The sequence below is a fragment of the Anoxybacillus sp. PDR2 genome (assembly GCF_009834045.1).
Lineage (GTDB): Bacteria > Bacillota > Bacilli > Bacillales > Anoxybacillaceae > Anoxybacteroides > Anoxybacteroides rupiense.
Genome location: NZ_CP047158.1, coordinates 2,673,047 through 2,689,211 on the forward strand (window position 1 = coordinate 2,673,047; position 16,165 = coordinate 2,689,211).

Consider the following 16,165-nt stretch of genomic DNA (forward strand, 5'->3'; position numbering starts at 1 on the left):
GTCGATCCTGCTTTTGAATCGACCATATGCTCGATCTTCTCGTTGGGTAAATATCATCCACAAGTGAATCGAAATTATTCATCACTTATATATAGCAGAGACTAAGTAGATCACTTGATCGACTCTATTCATTGATTGAAAAGTATAAGAATCGTTTTGCAGCCCTAATGGCTTTTAGAAAAAAGCAACCATATACACCTAAAAGAGCAGGCATGCGCCTGCTCTTTTAGATTGTTAACCAACGGGGGTACCTTGTGTCACTGGCTTCGCTCGGCTGCGTTTCTTCACTGCCAATCGTTTCCAAGTCGGTCTGTATAAAGCAAAATAACCTTCTCTCTTTTATTTCTGATAGCGTAAAATCGGCTTTCGTGCTGCTGTGGTTTCATCAAGACGCTTCACAACAGTTGTATGAGGCGCTTCTTGCACAATTTCTGGCGTTTCTGCTGCTTCTTTCGCAATTTGAATCATCGCATCAATAAACGCATCAAGCGTTTCTTTGGATTCGGTTTCCGTCGGTTCAATCATCATACATTCCTCAACGATCAATGGGAAGTAAATGGTCGGCGGATGATAGCCAAAATCCAGCAGACGTTTTGCGATATCAAGCGTGCGGACACCGAGCTTCTTCTGGCGTTTGCCTGATAAAACAAACTCGTGCTTGCAATGGCGATCATATGGCAAATCATAATATTCTGCCAAGCGGCGCATCATGTAATTCGCATTTAATACAGCGTATTCGGTCACCGCTTTTAAGCCGTCTGGCCCCATCGAACGAATATACGTATAAGCGCGGACGTTGATGCCAAAGTTTCCGTAAAACGGCTTGACGCGGCCGATCGCCTGCGGTCTATCGTAATCAAAGTAGTAGCCGTTTTCTCCCTTTTCAACGGTCGGCTTTGGCAAAAATGGAATGAAATCTGCTTTGACGCCTACTGGTCCTGAACCAGGTCCACCGCCGCCGTGAGGGCCGGTAAATGTTTTGTGAAGATTTAAATGCACAACATCAAAGCCCATATCCCCAGGTCTTGCTTTACTTAATACCGCATTCAAATTGGCGCCGTCATAATATAATTTACCGCCAGCGCTGTGCACAATTTCCGCCATCTCTAAAATATTCTCTTCAAAAAGACCTAACGTGTTCGGATTTGTCAGCATCAATGCCGCTGTATCCGGGCCAACTACCCGTTTTAAATCTTCTAAATCGACAAGCCCTTCCTCCGTCGATTTAACGGTGACCGTTTCAAATCCAGCAACCGTCGCCGACGCCGGGTTCGTTCCGTGCGCGGTGTCCGGAACAATCACTTTCGTGCGGTTGAAATCGCCGTTTGCTTCATGATACGCGCGAATCATCATCAGCCCTGTCCATTCTCCATGCGCTCCCGCTGCTGGCTGCAGCGTCACCGCGTCCATTCCAGTGATTTCTTTTAGATGCTCTTGCAAATCATACATAAGTTCAAGTGCCCCTTGCACCGTCTCCTCCGGCTGAAGCGGGTGAAGATGGGCAAAGCCGGCAAGCCGCGCCACGTTTTCGTTAATTTTCGGGTTATATTTCATCGTGCAAGATCCAAGCGGATAAAAGCCGGAATCCACGCCATGGTTGCGTTTCGATAAGGCAGTGTAATGACGCATAATATCAAGCTCCGACACCTCAGGAAGCTCCGCTGCCTCCATGCGAATATAATCGCTTGGAATCACTTCAGCAACATCTACTGCAGGAACATCCAACTCCGGTAAGCTGTAACCAATTCGTCCCGGTTTGCTTAATTCAAAAATAAGCGGTTGATCTTTATGCATGACAATCCCCCAATTCCTTCACAAGCATGTCGATTTCTTCTTTTGTCCGCAACTCTGTGACCGCCACAAGCATGTGATTTTCTAGTTCTGGATAATCGCGTCCAAGGTCGTAGCCGCCGATGATGCCTTTTTCAAGCAGCCGTTGATTGACTTCCCTCACTGGTTTATTTACCTTGATTACAAACTCGTTAAAGAATGGGCCCGTAAATGGCACTGTAAAGCCGCGTTCAACAAAGGCATTTTTGGCATAATGCGCTTTTTGAATATTCATCAACGCCATTTCTTTGACTCCCTGTTTGCCAAGCGCTGTCATCGCTACAGAGGCTGCTAGCGCATTCAACGCTTGATTCGAGCAAATGTTAGAAGTCGCTTTATCGCGGCGAATGTGCTGTTCGCGCGCTTGCAACGTCAACACGAAGCCGCGGCGACCTTCTTCATCTGTCGTTTGCCCGACAAGGCGCCCAGGTATTTTTCGCATCAACGCTGATTTGACCGCGAAATAACCGCAGTGCGGTCCCCCGAATTGAGCTGGGATTCCGAAAGGCTGCGCATCTCCAACAACAATATCAGCGCCAAACGCTCCTGGAGGTGTCAATCCCCCTAACGCAAGCGGATTGCTTGCTACAACCAGCATTCCTTTTCCTGAATGAGCAATCGGCTCCATTTCCTTTAATGGCTCAATTTGGCCAAAAAAGTTCGGATATTGCACAATGACGCAGGCGACATCATCGTTCATTTCCTTTTTTAGCGTTTCTAAATCCGTCACGCCATTTTGCAGCGGAATTTCAACAACTTCAAGCCCCGGACCTTTTGCGTATGTGTTAACGACATCTCGGTATTCCGGATGAACAGCTTTTGACAGCAAGACTTTCTTCTTTTTGGTGTGAGCTGCGCTTAATAAGGCTGCTTCAGCTAACGCGGTTCCACCGTCATACATCGACGAGTTGGCCACATCCATTCCCGTTAACTCACAAATCATCGTTTGGAATTCAAAAATGGCTTGCAGCTCCCCTTGGGAAATTTCCGGCTGATACGGCGTGTATGCCGTATAAAATTCAGAGCGGGAGATCACATGATCAACAACAACTGGAATGTAATGGTCGTATACACCTGCACCAAGAAACGAAGTGTAACTTTTAAGATCAGCATTTTTGGCTGCAAGCGCTGCCAGCTCTTTCATTAGTTCCGGCTCTGACTTTGCTTGCTTAATCCGATACTCTCCCTTAAAGCGGACGCTCTCTGGGATATCGGAGAACAGTTCATCAATCGACTCGACACCAATGGCTTTTAGCATTTGTTGTTTGTCGTCTTCGGTCATTGGCAAATAACGATGAAGCATAAAATCCTCTCTCCTCTTTTGATCTATTTTGCTCGTTTATAAAATGGTGTAGCGACGACCTTCGCTTTTAAGCGTTTCCCGCGAATATCGACCTCTACCACCGTATCTACATCAGCCCATTCTGTTCGAATCAGCGCCAAGCCAATATTTTTCTTCAATGTCGGCGATTGTGTTCCTGTTGTTACAATCCCGATCCATTCTCCTTCTGAAAACACGTCATACCCATGGCGCGGAATGCCTTTATCAATCATTTCAATGCCGATAAGCTTTCGGCTCGTTCCTGCTTCTTTTTGTTGCTGCAATGTACTTTTTCCAAAAAAGTCGACTTCCTTATTCGTTTTCACAGCGAAACCGAGTCCTGCTTCAATAGGCGTGATGTCTTTAGACAGCTCTTGGCCGTAAAGCGGCAGGCATGCTTCAAATCGAAGCGTATCGCGCGCACCGAGACCGCACGGAAGCACCCCTTCCCCTTTTCCAGCTTCTAAAATCCCATGCCAAAGCGTCACCGCATCTTCTGCGCGACAATAAATTTCAAAACCATCTTCACCTGTATACCCTGTACGGGACACAAGGGCCTTTACCCCCTGTAAATCAACATCATCTTGGAAGCCGAAAAATCTCAGCGCAGATAAATCAATAGTCGTTAATTTTTGCAGTACACGCTCAGCAAGCGGTCCTTGCAAAGCAAGCTGTGCGATTTCATCGGAAATATTCACAAGTTCTACATCGCCGAAAAGGTGTTCATGGAGCCAATGAAAATCCTTTTCGATGTTTGCAGCATTAACCACGAGAAGATAATGGTCGTCCGCTTTCTTATAAATAAGCAAATCATCGACCGCACCGCCATTTTCATAGCACATAAGCGTATATTGTGCCCGGCCGTCTGCTAATTTCGAAACGTCGTTTGTCATCATTTTTTGTAAAAAGGCAAGGCTATCTTTTCCCTTCACCTCAAATTCACCCATGTGCGATACATCAAATAATCCCGCGCGTGTACGAACGGCTTCATGTTCTTCTTTAATGCTTGAGAATTGAACAGGCAGCTCCCAACCGCCAAAATCAATCGTTTTTGCCCCGTATTCGGCATACACAAAAAATAAAGGTGTGCGTCTTAGCATATAGAACCTCCTGTCTTAAAATACATAAAAAAGGACAGACGACTCCCACATATAAAAATGCAAAGAAGTCTCTGTCCTTTCACCTGAAAGTTTCCCCGCGTTTAAACACAGGTTTCCCCTTGGGTGGTTCACATGAGTGAACACTCTCCAGAGCTGCGTCAAGCAAGAGTTCTTTTGCCTGAGAGATTCGTGTTGCCACTTGCTCCTTCGGCGCTACAATTTGTAGTCTCTCCCCTTGCTCTCATTCGCCGGTATATAAAATTCGATAAAAATGGTCAAACTATAGGAAAAGCAGGAAAATAATTTTTTTAACTTTCTAATTTATTATTATACTACCATTAACATGCGCATAAGAGCAATAAAAATTCGCTGAAAAACAAGAAAAATAACCGAACTTTTTATTTCGTAACCAAGTAAATAATTAACAATTAACCGCATATTCAATGTTTCATAAATAAAAATGTTCGTTATTAAAGGAGAAGATAATGATGATCGAAATCGAATTTGATTCATCTTGGCAAGAATCATTTGTGGAACGAATCGAAAAGGATGGGCCTTGGGCTAGCTGGGAGATGTACCAGCTGGCATTAGAAGCTGCTGAGCATCTGCTCATTCCAGAGTTTGATGGCTTGCAAGCTCCTAAACATCTGCCTCATCTCACTCCTTTGCCGCATCAGTTGGAGGTTGCAAAGCAGGTGGTTGAACAAATGAACGGCAAAGCAATTTTGGCGGATGAAGTAGGACTTGGAAAAACGATCGAAGCGGGTTTGATTTTAAAAGAGTATATGATTCGAGGATTAGTAAAAAAAGTGCTCATCCTCGTTCCGGCATCCCTCGTTTCCCAATGGGCGATGGAATTAAACGAAAAGTTCTTCATCCCTGCCGTCCCGCAAAAAAAGAGTTACGTTTGGGAACAATGTGATGTCGTTGTGTCATCGATCGATACAGCCAAAAGAAGTCCTCACCGCGACATCATTTACGAGCAGCAATATGATATGGTCATTATCGATGAAGCGCACAAGTTAAAAAATAATAAAACAAAAAATTACGAGTTTGTCCAAAATTTAAAAAAGAAGTTTTGTTTATTATTAACGGCTACTCCTATCCAAAATCGGATAGAGGAAATTTTCCATCTTGTTTCATTGTTGAAGCCTGGACATTTAGGAAATGCCACTTACTTTGCTGAAACATATGGAAAAGAGCGGTCATTACAGACAGATGAGCATTTAAAAGCGCTTGTAAATAAAGTAATGATCCGAAACCGGCGTGCCAATACCGGCATTGAATGGTCGAAGCGCCATGTCGAAACCGTCATGATTGACTTTTCAAAAGAAGAGCGCGAACTATACGAAGCTGTACAAATGCTGAAATCTAATGGCGCTATGCTTAACAGTCAGTTTTCGCTCATCACGATGCTTCGTGAAGCTTGTAGCAGCCGCGAAGCCCTGTTTTTCACCCTTAAAAACATGATCAACAAATACGAAGGAAATATCCCTTCATATTTTCAAGCACTAATGGAAAAAATCAATGCTGTCACTGCCAATTCCAAGGCCGAAAAAGCTTTGGAACTCATTCGCCGCATTGATGACAAAGTCATTATTTTCACCGAATATCGAGCGACCCAATTGTACTTACAATGGTTTTTACAGCAAAACGGCATTTCTTCTGTTCCCTTTCGCGGAGGATTTAAACGCGGCAAAAAAGACTGGATGAAAGAACTGTTTAAAAATCGTGTCCAAGTTCTTATTGCAACTGAAGCTGGAGGCGAAGGAATCAATTTGCAGTTTTGTCATCATGTCATTAACTACGATTTGCCTTGGAATCCAATGCGCCTCGAGCAGCGAATTGGACGTGTGCATCGTCTAGGGCAAACAAAGGATGTTCACATTTACAATTTCGCTGTTAGAAATACAGTAGAAGAGCATATTTTAAAGCTTCTTTATGACAAAATCCGCTTATTTGAACGAGTGGTTGGTGAATTAGACGATATTTTAACTAGAATGAATATGAATAACCTAGAAAATTATTTGCATGATATATTCTTTCATTCACACAATGAACGGGAAATGCAAATCAAAATGGAAAATCTAACTTCTATGATTGATTTGGCTGATCAACTAACAAAGGGGGAGCACTATGCAGCAAAATGACATTCAACAGTTTCTGAAACGCTATTTTCAAACCAACGATTGCAGCATTGTGGAAGAAACGGACGGCCATCTCACAGTCCAGCTATCCGTCGAATTAGATAAAGAACTGATGAACCGCCCCTTTTATTGGCATTATATTGAGCGGACAGGCGGCACGCCAGCACCGATGAAGCTAACGCTTATTACGAAGCAAAATGAGCAAACCCGCTCGCTCACAGGAGAGCGGCTTCATTTCGGATCACCTAGACTTCATCAAATTTTTCAGTCGGCGCAGCGCCGCGGCAGCTATATTCGTCTTTATGAACAGGCACAAGCAATCGGGCCATCTTCTATTCCGCTCCATCCTTGGCTTGGTTTAAATATGAGGATCTCCTATCAATGCGATCGAAAAAAAGACCAATTTTTATCTCTTGGCTTACATTTAATCAGCGGGGCGATTGTCGAACAATTTCACGAGAAGCTGCAGCGTCTTGCGCTGACTCCTAAAATTCCTGACTATTGCTTCACCATTTCGCCCATTATTAAACCAAGCAGCGGCATTGGAAGATTAGAGCAATACGTCAAACGAATCATTGACCAAGACGATCATACATGGGCAGAAGAAGCGATCGCACGTTGGCAAGAGGATAAGGCGCTTTTGGACCATTTTTATGAAGATATAGCGGAAAAACCGGAGTGCTACTATATTGAGGAAGAAGCGCTTGAGGAGCAATATAAGCCAAAAATTACCGTTTCTATTATTAACGGAGGGCTGTTTTATTTGCAACCGCGCACGGCTTAACTTGACGCTCTTCATTCAACTTAAAGATAGAGCAAGCAGAATCAGAAAAAAAGGAGGAAACCGTTTCAGCATTTGAAAAAATCACCGCTTTTTTCTTTGTCGTGTGAATGCGGAATATACCTCCAAAAAAGATGGCTTTTTTAAGAAAATAGAGCTCAGATTTGATATCTGAGCTCTTAGGCTGTGAACAAACGGTTTCATATCATGGCAAATATTAAGATGGTAAGTTACATCTATATGATACTTCTTTCGTCTACCATATGAGTCACTTCGCAATCGAGCATTTTTCTCGCTATGATTTTCTTCGCCAAAGAAGTTTAAGGGAAAGAGGAATCATTCCAAATAAGCGATATAAAATCGGCTCCTTTCCTTGCTTTCGCTCTTCCCGTCTTTTTTTCCGTTCTTCCTTTGGCTGATCCATGTAGCGCACCAGTTGTTGAGTAACAAATCGAACATAGTCATTGGCAGACATTCTCACACCGCCTTTTTTTGGCTATTAGTATTTCCATGGCGGATCGTTTTTAATCATTTTCGTGATTTCATCCACAATTTGTTCAATGCTTTGTCCCGTCGTATCAATGATCCAATCCGCTTCTTGATAATACGGCAAACGCTGCTGCCACAGCTCTTCTAAACCTTGACGGTGGTGCTGGGAAAGAAGCGGGCGCGTATCATCATGCTCCAACCTTTTCAAGAGCTCGGCAAACTCACAATGCAAATAAATTACCGTTCCTGTCCGCTTCATCCAATCACGATTTTCCTTTTGAATGACAATGCCGCCCCCTGTTGTCACAATGATCTTATCAAGAGGCAAGGCGCGCAAAAACTCCCTTTCATATTGCCGAAATGCCGCCTCCCCTTCTTCCGCAAAAATGCGCTTAATCGTTTTTCCGATCTGCTCTTCAATGTATTCGTCTGTATCGATCATCGAAAGGCCTAATCGCTTAGCTAAGCATTGGCCGATCGTGGTTTTTCCAGCTCCCATAAAACCGGTCAAATAAATTCGTTGCATCGTTCGTCTCCTTTTCTTTCGCTTTTTCTCAAACATACCACATCATCGCTGAATGGTGAACTCCCCTCTTGTTCGTTTGCTACGCTAAATGCCGCTTGAACTAGAACGAATGGTCTTTGAAAAATCAATAGACGACAATGACGGATTCATATGGCCAAGATCCAAACTGCGCTCGCTTTCGATCGACGAATCAGTCTTTGAAGCGGTTCACAGTTGGATGCCTGCCTCTGCAAAACCAATGGTCACTCGATATGACGCTCCGACGATAAAAAGCTAAATGCTGTTCATCGCGGCCATTTGTTGGGACATCCTATTTTTTAATGATGGTAGCTTGATACCCCGAAAGATCGATCATGAGGCTTCCCCCACCTTCCCTTCGTTTGGGGGTGGGAGACTTCTCGGTAGATGGTGTTAAAGTAGAAGGCTGCATGTGTTTAGCCGACATCACCAAATATGTCCTATCAAAAGCTTTCTTTCCACTCAAGAAGCTCCAAATTGGGGAAAGAGACTGTAAATTCAGCCGTATAGCGAACCCCTTCATTGGAAAAAACAGAAACTTTTGCTTTAACTTGATCGTTGCTTAATTGCTGCCAGCTATATTCCGCTCTGCCATTAGGGTAAACAAACATTCCGTTGTTTGTCTGTTGAGTCGGCACATGGGATGCAATGCTCGCTTTGATGTCGGCAACAGCCATTTGCATTAATGAATCCGCCTCATACGATTGTTGCTCATCTTTAGCAAATTCCAGCTCCATTTCATATAAACACAGCACATGAAGCAGACAAAAGAGAAAGACACATGAAAACATGACGGTCATCGGAAAAATCATTCCTTTTTCATTTCTCACAGCCGCTTCACCTTTATTGGGAAAAATGTAGAAATAAACGCTGAATAACGTTTTCCGTCGTTCGCTATTACCACTACTTCTACACCATTTTCCTCCAATTTGTACTGAATGCTAGAAATAGATTGGAGGACAATTTCATTCCCTTGACCATTTACTCGCCGACGGATAAACGAGCCATATTGTTCCAAACAAACCTCTTCTCCTCCCCGCTTATACAGATACAGCTTTTCTCCATCGCTCGCAATCTGTCGAGACTCGCGCACCTCTTGCTTTAATTGCTGAAGAAGTACTTGCCATTCCAAACGATTAAACTGTGGCTGCTTCTCTGTCCGCAGCCAACGAATATCCAACAATATTGGAAAAAAGCTAACAATCAACAAAACAACAGATAGCACAATGAGCATCTCAATAATCGTAAAGCCGCGACTTTGTCTCACTGTTTTTGTAATATCCACATCTTTCCGCCTTCCTTCCCATATAATCATGCCATTGAATGCAGATTTTCATCACTCCATTTTCGTTCTGACTTCGCAAAACCTTGTATTCTACACCTTCAACCACAACGGCTTTTTCTATTACTGACTCCTGATTTCCCATTTCTTTGTTCAGCAGCTGCTGGGCATGGCTCTTTAATGCTTGATTTTGCCGCTCCATCATCACTTGAGTAATAGCTGGTAGCAAGATAGCCGTAACAAACAATAAAAGAGACAGCGCTATAACGGTTTCTACTAAGGTAAATCCTTTACAGCTTTTGTGCATAAAATCTCCCTTTTCCAAGTAAAAATACAACTTTATAAACGGATGACCCCTTTTTAAAAAAGACGGTGCCTGATTTGTTTACATTTCCGTTCGGCAAAAAAGAAAGGGGGCTTTGCAAGGTTGCCAGCTCAATCATCCATGACGAAGGAAGTTGGCGTTCAATCAACGTCCTTCCGAATGTATAGCTTTCTGTAATCCGATATTTCCTTTGACCATTATAAAAGATGAGCATTACAGCTGTTTTATGAGTAAGTGCATATTGCTGTGCATACAACAAATCATCTGTCAGCTGCTCAATCACGTATTTCTCCTCACTAGCCTGCAAAAATTGATCCATATGCGGGATACAGACCGCTGTAAGAACGCCGATAACCGTTAAAACAACGAGCAGCTCGATTAGGGTAAACCCGCGTTTATTTCTCACCCTCATGCACTTCCCCGCTGCTATCGATATAAATGGTGCGGCCGTTAGGGCATTTATTCGATTTAATATAATTTCCATCAACAAGCTGTCGGATAGTTGGAAGTGTATCATGCTCCATCTGATAGGCCTTAACCTGTGCTTGCACGGTTTTAACAAATGCTTCGCATCCTTTATCGTTAATCATTTGGTTATGCTTGACGATATTGGGAATGGCAATAAGCAATAAAACTGAAATCACCATCAAAACGATAAGCATCTCGATCAATGTGAATCCTTTTTCTTGCATCATCGGTTCCTCCTTTTTCACTTATTCATCGCTTCAAACATCGGCAGCAAAATCGATAAATACATCAAAACGATGAGTAGCCCAATAAACGAAAAGAGGATCGGCTGAATCGTACGTGTCCATTTTTCAAGTTTCTCTTCCAGCTTTTCGAGCACTAGCCGGCTATAATGGAACAGCTCCATCGCCAGCTCGCCATTGGATTGACCGTGACGAATGACAAGCCCTAATTCCTTCTCGTAATAAGATCGGCTGCCAATCATCTCCTCTAATCGTTGTCCTTTAACCAGCTGTTCTTTCAACGCTGCGCCTTCGGCTCTCAAAAATGGAACATTTTCTTGCTTTTCAAATACTTGAAGCGCTTCATAGACAGATAAGCCGCTGTTTAATAAATGACTGAACTGCAAAGCAAATAGATGGGTGTGATATAACATGGAAAGATGACGAACAAAAGGGATGCGAAGATATATTTTGATTTGTTCGATCGGAGGCAGCTTTTTCAGCCAAAAATAGTAACCGGCTATCGCTGCGCCAATAAGAAATGAAAGAGCAGTGAAAACAGAGGGGAAAATCGAAAAAAGCTGAAGAATGATTTGGGAAAACGAAAAGCGATGAGAATCCAAAGAGGATGACAACTGCACAAATTGCGGAAGAAGCAATTGCTGAATAAAGGCAAGCATGATCGCAACCGCACAAAGAAGAAAAAGAGGATAGCGAGCTGCTTTGCGAATTCGTTGCCAATAGCGCGCCCTGCTGAGCAGTAATTTCCCTGCTTCCGCCAGTCCTTGAGCTAAATCTCCGTGCTGTTCAGCGAAAAAGATCGATCCTACCGCTTCCGAATGAAAAGAAAGAGCTTCTAGCACTTTATAAAAAGCGAAACCGGAGCGAAGAAGGGAAAGAGCGTGCTGCAAATCGCGACGGCGCAAAACGGGCTGCTGGATTTCTAAAAATTCTATCGCCTGAGATAAGGAGTAGCCTTTTTCAAGAAGCTGACCTAACCGCCATAAAAATTGTCCCTGCTCTTGAAGCGGCCATGTTTTTTTACGCATCTTCTATCATCTCTCTTTTGAAAACGGAAGGTGATAAAAAGCCGAGCGCCACTCCTTTTTTCATCATGTGCTGCAGCGTGCGATACCGATACTCCACCTCTTCGCCTCTTGCCGCTTGAATCGCTCTTGCCAGCGCCTCTCCATGCAAACATTCGTAAACGGCCGCTCGTCTGATCTTCCTTTGCCGGCGGCAAAAAGCCGAACACGCTTCTTTGCAAAATGGGCACATCAGTTCAACAAGGCGTTGGGCTGTCACAGCCAGCATCGTTTGTTCGATTTCCCGCCAAGAAACGCCAAACTCCAATAAGCGATAAATCGCACCGATAGCATTTTTTGTATGCATCGTCGATAAGATTAAATGTCCTGTCAAAGCGGCGCGTACCGCGATTTTCGCCGTTTCTTCATCGCGGATTTCGCCGACGATCACGACATCGGGATCATGGCGCAAAATCGCCTTTAGCCCTGTTGCATACGTGATCCCCGCCTTTTCATTGACCTGAACTTGCAACATATTTTCGATCCGTTTTTCCACAGGATCTTCCAAGGTAATGACATTGCGCGGCCACTTTTTCTGACATGCTGCTAACAGCGTATATAAAGTGGTCGTCTTTCCTGAACCGGTCGGTCCCGTAAAAATAAGCAAACCGTGGGAATGATGCAAAAGCGACAGCAATATTCGCGTTGTGCTTGGAAATAAAGCAAGATGTGAAAGAGGAAGAAGTGAGTTGTGAGGAAGGAGACGAATCACGAGGCTTTCATCATAAAGCGTCGGAAGCGTAGATAAGCGCAAGCTGACATGAACTCCGTTTTGAGTGATTTCCATGGCTCCGCTTTGCGGGCGACGCCGCTCTCCAATATCCATATCCGCCAAAAACTTAAAATAAACAAGCAGCCGCTCGTATAACCCCTTTTCCAGCATGCCCTTCACAACGAGCGCTCCATCCATGCGGAACTGGATGAGGGCATCATCTCGTCTTGGAACGATATGAATATCTGAGGCACCGATTTCGCTCGCCTCTTTTACGAGACGATCCGCTAATTGTTCAATTTCGTTCATCCATTCACCCCTTTTCTCTTAGATAGAATCAGCACCAAATTATAAATTCTCCATTTTTCTACAAATTCCTGCATCTTCATCTAAAAAATTTTTTCATCCTTTGATTGATGTGGAAGCAAAATCGTGAATAATTTATGAATTTTGCATCAATAAGACCATTAATTACTATAAATATCATTCCAATGGAAAATTAAATGTAATATAATAGAAATAGCATCCGATTGTGTAGGAGTGAATAACCATGGATCAAGTTTTAAAAATTACAAATGTATTAGCTGATCCAACCCGGTATCATATCTATGAATACATTACGAAAAAACACAAAGAAGTGTCCGTTCAGGAAATTGCAGAGGTGTTCAGCATCCATCCAAATGTGGCACGGCTTCATTTAACAAAGCTGGAAGATGTGAACATGCTTGTTTCGGAGACGCAAAAGACTGGAAAAGGAGGACGTCCAAGCCGGCTATACCGTTTGTCGGAGGATGTGATTCATCTGCATTTCCCGTTTCGCGATTATCAGCTGCTTGCCAAAATCGCGATTCAGACAATGATGTCATTAGGGGAACAGGGGAAACAGGCGCTATATGAAACAGGAAAAAACTTTGGAAAAGAGATGGTTCAGCAACGCTTTCCACATGATCGGCCAATCGCCCATTTATCATTTGCCGAAAAAGTTCAGCTTTTAAAAGAAGCGGCTGAAGCCGCTGGATTTTATCCTTCGTTTGATTATAACGAAACAACGCAGAAAATTTATTTTCAAATTTTTAACTGTCCATTTAAAGAGATCGCTTTGCATCATCCACAAACGGTCTGTGGCATGCATCATGCTTTTTTGCGCGGCATGTTTGAAGCGCTTTTTGATAACGTGGAGCTAATCGAACTTGATAATATGGCAAACGGATGCGATTCCTGCTCTTATCGCGCAGAATTCGCATCCGCTTGCGAATAAATGCGCTTGGAAGGCCATCGTTTCATCCGCTGCGGTCGGCCTTCTTTCCGAAAATTGAAAGCGCTGTTTACACAGCTATAATCTGTACATTATAATATGTAGAGGCAGCTATTAGGGCAAAAAGGAGGGATACATAAGATGGACCGCATGTTCCGTGTTTTATCGTTCTGGACTGGTATTTTTGCAGTAATGTTTTACCTTGGCCATATGCATACCACTTCCTTGATTTTCTTCGGCCAAACGCTGTTCTTCTTATTGTTAGGCTACTTAAAGCTGACAGAGCGGATGTACATCTATATTTTTGGTGCATACTTAACGATTTTCTTCGCGGCCTTTACGTATTGGACCACATTTATGCTTGTGCCCGGAGTAGGGGAATAACCTACAAAATGATAGACAAAGCCAACCTTGGCTTTGTCTATCATCATTTTCACCCTCTTCATGGACAGTGATGGTTTCACATCAAACTGGTTTGAACATGCTTGGTAGACAAAAAACGCTGCCGAATGAAGACGCGAATCAAACCAAAACGAACGAGGTCCTTGACAAAGGATGAAAGCGTTTGTCAATAGTCTGAAGCGATGGAATTCCATCGCTTTTTTGCGTGTCGGCACTTATAAAAAGCTGGGCTCCACCCAAATTTTCTCCCAATCCATTTGGAGATTTTTCTGCTGAATCATCACTTGGAAAAATGCGCTCATCCCTTCATCCATCATCAGCGAACGAATCGCTCGGTTGCGCTTGCTTTGTTCTGAAAACGGGTCGCTGCCATCATGCTCCTTTAATTGTGTTAATATTCCTGCCGCCAATAAGAAACGATCCTGCCTAATGGTTTGCACCCATTCCCATCCAGCGATATTTCCATACATTCGCAGGGCATCCCATTGGATATGGGCGGTTAGATCCATTTGTCCGGGATAAGCGAGAGGATCTCGGATAAGCCGATGTTGATAATACCCCCTCAAGCTTCCTTGATGACGGGCGGGGTTTGCCCATTCTTCATCGGTGTAGCCATAATCGACAGTAATCATCACACATTCCGCAAATACATGAGCATTTTCTAATAGAAAAGATTTCATAGCAAGCGGAACTTCCAATCGTTGCCCTTCTTTTAGAACAATATTTCGTTCCTGCAAATAAACGATAATCTGTTCATTTTGCAACATATGCGGCTCTTCTACCAGTTCATTCTCACGCAAAGCGACAAACAGCTCATATATCTGTCCCTTTTCTTTCTTTATCACATGCACAGGAAGCGCATCAAAAAATTCATTGCTAAACATAATTCCTGAAAACGGCGCATGCTTTTTACAAAAATCGTCAAAATGCCGGTACTGTATCACTTTTTCAGCGAATTCTCCTAGTATTTCTGCTTGCCTTGTTCGCTGGTATGGACTAATTTCAATAAGGATATAGGTTAATGATTGGTAAGTATGCGGTGATTGATTTTTCCATTCCTGCAAAACAGCACGAGCAAAAGCCCCATCTCCCCCGCCGAGTTCGCAAATACATGGAGGAATGCGCCCCGTTTCCACTAGTTTAATGAATAAAGACGCAAATAATGTGCTAAACACACTCGATACATGGCTGCTCGTATAAAAATCACCATGACGGCCAATTTTTATACGCTCGTTCATATAATAGCCATGCTGTTCGTCATATAAAGCTGCATTCATGTAATCGGCATATGACATTCGTTGATTTGGCGATGCCTTAAGCTTCTCCAACAAAAAATTACACATTTTATTTTCTCCTTTGGAGTTTTTCACTATTGACATAGTGAAAATATTATTATATTGTTATGATAGTAGCTTAACTATATCCCCTCCCATTATATGGATAGAACATCCCCCAAAGTCCCTTCTCAATTATTGAGAAGGGCTTTTTTTATGAAGCCCTTTTAAAAACCATGCAAAAATGGATTGGTGTCCATTTCCGTTCCAATGGTTGTTTCCGGTCCGTGTCCCGGTAATAACGCTGTTTCTTCCGGTAAAACAAGCAAGCGCTCATGAATGCTCCGCATAAGCTCTTCATAGTTTCCTCCTAGTAAATCCGTGCGCCCGATGCTTCCAGCAAATAATACATCTCCCGAAAACACCGCTTCTATCTCAGGACAATAGTAGGAAACACTGCCTGGTGAATGCCCTGGCGTTTCCAAAACCTCCAAGGCAAATGAGCCGATCGTCAACGTTGTTTCGTTTTGCAAACAATGTGGCTCATGTGCAACCTGCACCTTCTCACCGATAAAATAGGCAGATCCATTTAATGATGGGTTAGAGAGCCAAGCTTTTTCTTTCTCATGCAAATAAATCGGAAGCTTCCATCTGATTAGCAAGTCATTGATCGCTCCAATATGGTCAAAATGAGCATGTGTCAGCAAAATCGCCAACGGCTCCCATCCTTGCTGTTCAATCGAACGGATCAGCTTCTCCCCTTCGCTTCCGGGATCAAAAATGAGGCACGTTCCATCAGAGTGAGATAAAATATAGGCATTAGTTTCCAGTGGTCCAAGCGAAATGCGGTTCCATTTCATAAACATACTCCCTTCATTCTTTATATCCATCATTTTACTCTACCTCTTTATTTGTTACAATAAAAAGAA

The 16,165-nt window shown here is 43.2% G+C and carries 18 protein-coding genes and 1 riboswitch; of the genes, 4 read left to right on the forward strand and 14 right to left on the reverse strand.

Features of this window, described 5'->3' with window-relative positions; genetic code table 11:
* Positions 1 to 339: 339 nt before the first annotated feature.
* The 3 genes from gcvPB to gcvT are packed head-to-tail and all read right to left on the reverse strand — an operon-like array spanning position 340 to position 4,251.
* Complete coding sequence (gcvPB, locus tag GRQ40_RS12865; protein WP_159720133.1) at positions 340 to 1,794, reverse strand: aminomethyl-transferring glycine dehydrogenase subunit GcvPB; 1,455 nt, start codon at positions 1,792 to 1,794, stop codon at positions 340 to 342.
* Positions 1,787 to 3,133, reverse strand: coding sequence for an aminomethyl-transferring glycine dehydrogenase subunit GcvPA (gene gcvPA, locus GRQ40_RS12870; protein ID WP_159720134.1), 1,347 nt, complete (start codon positions 3,131 to 3,133; stop codon positions 1,787 to 1,789). Before gcvPA ends, gcvPB begins: the two co-directional genes overlap by 8 nt.
* A 23-nt stretch (positions 3,134 to 3,156) precedes the next feature.
* Entirely contained in the window at positions 3,157 to 4,251 is a 1,095-nt protein-coding gene (gene gcvT / locus GRQ40_RS12875) for a glycine cleavage system aminomethyltransferase GcvT (RefSeq protein ID WP_159720135.1), read from the reverse strand.
* 156 nt (positions 4,252 to 4,407) lie between these two features.
* A riboswitch (glycine riboswitch) is annotated at positions 4,408 to 4,496 on the reverse strand.
* Between the two features lie 243 nt (positions 4,497 to 4,739).
* Here gcvT and GRQ40_RS12880 point away from each other — a divergent pair.
* Both GRQ40_RS12880 and GRQ40_RS12885 read left to right on the forward strand, forming a co-directional pair.
* Positions 4,740 to 6,401, forward strand: a complete 1,662-nt coding sequence (locus tag GRQ40_RS12880; RefSeq protein ID WP_369818753.1) for a DEAD/DEAH box helicase — start codon at positions 4,740 to 4,742, stop codon at positions 6,399 to 6,401.
* Positions 6,388 to 7,182: a YqhG family protein gene (locus GRQ40_RS12885; protein ID WP_044744502.1), complete on the forward strand. Its 795-nt coding sequence runs from the start codon at positions 6,388 to 6,390 to the stop codon at positions 7,180 to 7,182. Before GRQ40_RS12880 ends, GRQ40_RS12885 begins: the two co-directional genes overlap by 14 nt.
* Before the next feature lie 292 nt (positions 7,183 to 7,474).
* Here GRQ40_RS12885 and GRQ40_RS12890 read toward each other — a convergent pair whose 3' ends face one another.
* The 9 genes from GRQ40_RS12890 to comGA form a co-directional block, all read right to left on the reverse strand.
* Positions 7,475 to 7,654 carry a YqzE family protein gene (locus tag GRQ40_RS12890; protein WP_044744503.1) on the reverse strand — a complete coding sequence of 60 codons (180 nt, stop codon included), beginning with the start codon at positions 7,652 to 7,654 and terminating at the stop codon, positions 7,475 to 7,477.
* Between the two features lie 24 nt (positions 7,655 to 7,678).
* Positions 7,679 to 8,194 (reverse strand): shikimate kinase, encoded by a 516-nt coding sequence (locus GRQ40_RS12895; RefSeq protein ID WP_044744504.1) that lies wholly within the window; start codon positions 8,192 to 8,194, stop codon positions 7,679 to 7,681.
* A gap of 461 nt (positions 8,195 to 8,655) precedes the next feature.
* Entirely contained in the window at positions 8,656 to 9,042 is a 387-nt protein-coding gene (gene comGG / locus GRQ40_RS12900) for a competence type IV pilus minor pilin ComGG (protein WP_066145817.1), read from the reverse strand.
* Entirely contained in the window at positions 9,039 to 9,497 is a 459-nt protein-coding gene (gene comGF, locus GRQ40_RS12905) for a competence type IV pilus minor pilin ComGF (protein WP_231734572.1), read from the reverse strand. The genes comGG and comGF overlap by 4 nt, the downstream gene beginning before the upstream one ends.
* The gene (comGE, locus tag GRQ40_RS12910) at positions 9,448 to 9,801 is read right to left on the reverse strand and encodes a competence type IV pilus minor pilin ComGE (protein WP_159720136.1); all 354 of its coding nucleotides are present in this window, start codon (positions 9,799 to 9,801) and stop codon (positions 9,448 to 9,450) included. Before comGE ends, comGF begins: the two co-directional genes overlap by 50 nt.
* On the reverse strand, positions 9,785 to 10,231 hold the full coding sequence (gene comGD, locus GRQ40_RS12915) for a competence type IV pilus minor pilin ComGD (protein ID WP_066145823.1): 447 nt from the start codon (positions 10,229 to 10,231) through the stop codon (positions 9,785 to 9,787). The genes comGE and comGD overlap by 17 nt, the downstream gene beginning before the upstream one ends.
* Positions 10,215 to 10,511, reverse strand: coding sequence for a competence type IV pilus major pilin ComGC (gene comGC, locus GRQ40_RS12920; protein WP_080862312.1), 297 nt, complete (start codon positions 10,509 to 10,511; stop codon positions 10,215 to 10,217). Before comGC ends, comGD begins: the two co-directional genes overlap by 17 nt.
* Positions 10,512 to 10,528: 17 nt before the next feature.
* A complete protein-coding gene (comGB, locus tag GRQ40_RS12925; RefSeq protein ID WP_066145828.1) occupies positions 10,529 to 11,557 on the reverse strand; it encodes a competence type IV pilus assembly protein ComGB in 1,029 nt (342 codons plus the stop codon).
* Positions 11,550 to 12,614, reverse strand: a complete 1,065-nt coding sequence (gene comGA, locus GRQ40_RS12930) for a competence type IV pilus ATPase ComGA (protein WP_044744511.1) — start codon at positions 12,612 to 12,614, stop codon at positions 11,550 to 11,552. Before comGA ends, comGB begins: the two co-directional genes overlap by 8 nt.
* Positions 12,615 to 12,855: 241 nt before the next feature.
* Between comGA and GRQ40_RS12935 the strand changes: the two genes are divergently transcribed.
* Both GRQ40_RS12935 and GRQ40_RS12940 read left to right on the forward strand, forming a co-directional pair.
* Positions 12,856 to 13,563: a helix-turn-helix transcriptional regulator gene (locus GRQ40_RS12935; RefSeq protein ID WP_066145834.1), complete on the forward strand. Its 708-nt coding sequence runs from the start codon at positions 12,856 to 12,858 to the stop codon at positions 13,561 to 13,563.
* A gap of 138 nt (positions 13,564 to 13,701) precedes the next feature.
* Positions 13,702 to 13,944: a DUF2626 domain-containing protein gene (locus GRQ40_RS12940; protein ID WP_044744513.1), complete on the forward strand. Its 243-nt coding sequence runs from the start codon at positions 13,702 to 13,704 to the stop codon at positions 13,942 to 13,944.
* 233 nt (positions 13,945 to 14,177) lie between these two features.
* Here the strand turns inward: GRQ40_RS12940 and GRQ40_RS12945 are convergent, their stop codons facing one another.
* Positions 14,178 to 15,305: a class I SAM-dependent methyltransferase gene (locus GRQ40_RS12945; protein WP_159720137.1), complete on the reverse strand. Its 1,128-nt coding sequence runs from the start codon at positions 15,303 to 15,305 to the stop codon at positions 14,178 to 14,180.
* 158 nt (positions 15,306 to 15,463) lie between these two features.
* Positions 15,464 to 16,096: an MBL fold metallo-hydrolase gene (locus GRQ40_RS12950; protein ID WP_159720138.1), complete on the reverse strand. Its 633-nt coding sequence runs from the start codon at positions 16,094 to 16,096 to the stop codon at positions 15,464 to 15,466.
* Positions 16,097 to 16,165: the final 69 nt, after the last annotated feature.

Coding starts and splice junctions, on each gene's coding strand:
- gcvPB (WP_159720133.1), bottom strand. CDS start 1,794: ATGCATAAAGATCAACCGCTTATTTTTGAATTAAGCAAACCGGGACGA.
- gcvPA (WP_159720134.1), bottom strand. CDS start 3,133: ATGCTTCATCGTTATTTGCCAATGACCGAAGACGACAAACAACAAATG.
- gcvT (WP_159720135.1), bottom strand. CDS start 4,251: ATGCTAAGACGCACACCTTTATTTTTTGTGTATGCCGAATACGGGGCA.
- GRQ40_RS12880 (WP_369818753.1), top strand. CDS start 4,740: ATGATCGAAATCGAATTTGATTCATCTTGGCAAGAATCATTTGTGGAA.
- GRQ40_RS12885 (WP_044744502.1), top strand. CDS start 6,388: ATGCAGCAAAATGACATTCAACAGTTTCTGAAACGCTATTTTCAAACC.
- GRQ40_RS12890 (WP_044744503.1), bottom strand. CDS start 7,654: ATGTCTGCCAATGACTATGTTCGATTTGTTACTCAACAACTGGTGCGC.
- GRQ40_RS12895 (WP_044744504.1), bottom strand. CDS start 8,194: ATGCAACGAATTTATTTGACCGGTTTTATGGGAGCTGGAAAAACCACG.
- comGE (WP_159720136.1), bottom strand. CDS start 9,801: ATGCACAAAAGCTGTAAAGGATTTACCTTAGTAGAAACCGTTATAGCG.
- comGD (WP_066145823.1), bottom strand. CDS start 10,231: ATGAGGGTGAGAAATAAACGCGGGTTTACCCTAATCGAGCTGCTCGTT.
- comGC (WP_080862312.1), bottom strand. CDS start 10,511: ATGCAAGAAAAAGGATTCACATTGATCGAGATGCTTATCGTTTTGATG.
- comGB (WP_066145828.1), bottom strand. CDS start 11,557: ATGCGTAAAAAAACATGGCCGCTTCAAGAGCAGGGACAATTTTTATGG.
- comGA (WP_044744511.1), bottom strand. CDS start 12,614: ATGAACGAAATTGAACAATTAGCGGATCGTCTCGTAAAAGAGGCGAGC.
- GRQ40_RS12935 (WP_066145834.1), top strand. CDS start 12,856: ATGGATCAAGTTTTAAAAATTACAAATGTATTAGCTGATCCAACCCGG.
- GRQ40_RS12940 (WP_044744513.1), top strand. CDS start 13,702: ATGGACCGCATGTTCCGTGTTTTATCGTTCTGGACTGGTATTTTTGCA.
- GRQ40_RS12945 (WP_159720137.1), bottom strand. CDS start 15,305: ATGTGTAATTTTTTGTTGGAGAAGCTTAAGGCATCGCCAAATCAACGA.
- GRQ40_RS12950 (WP_159720138.1), bottom strand. CDS start 16,096: ATGAAATGGAACCGCATTTCGCTTGGACCACTGGAAACTAATGCCTAT.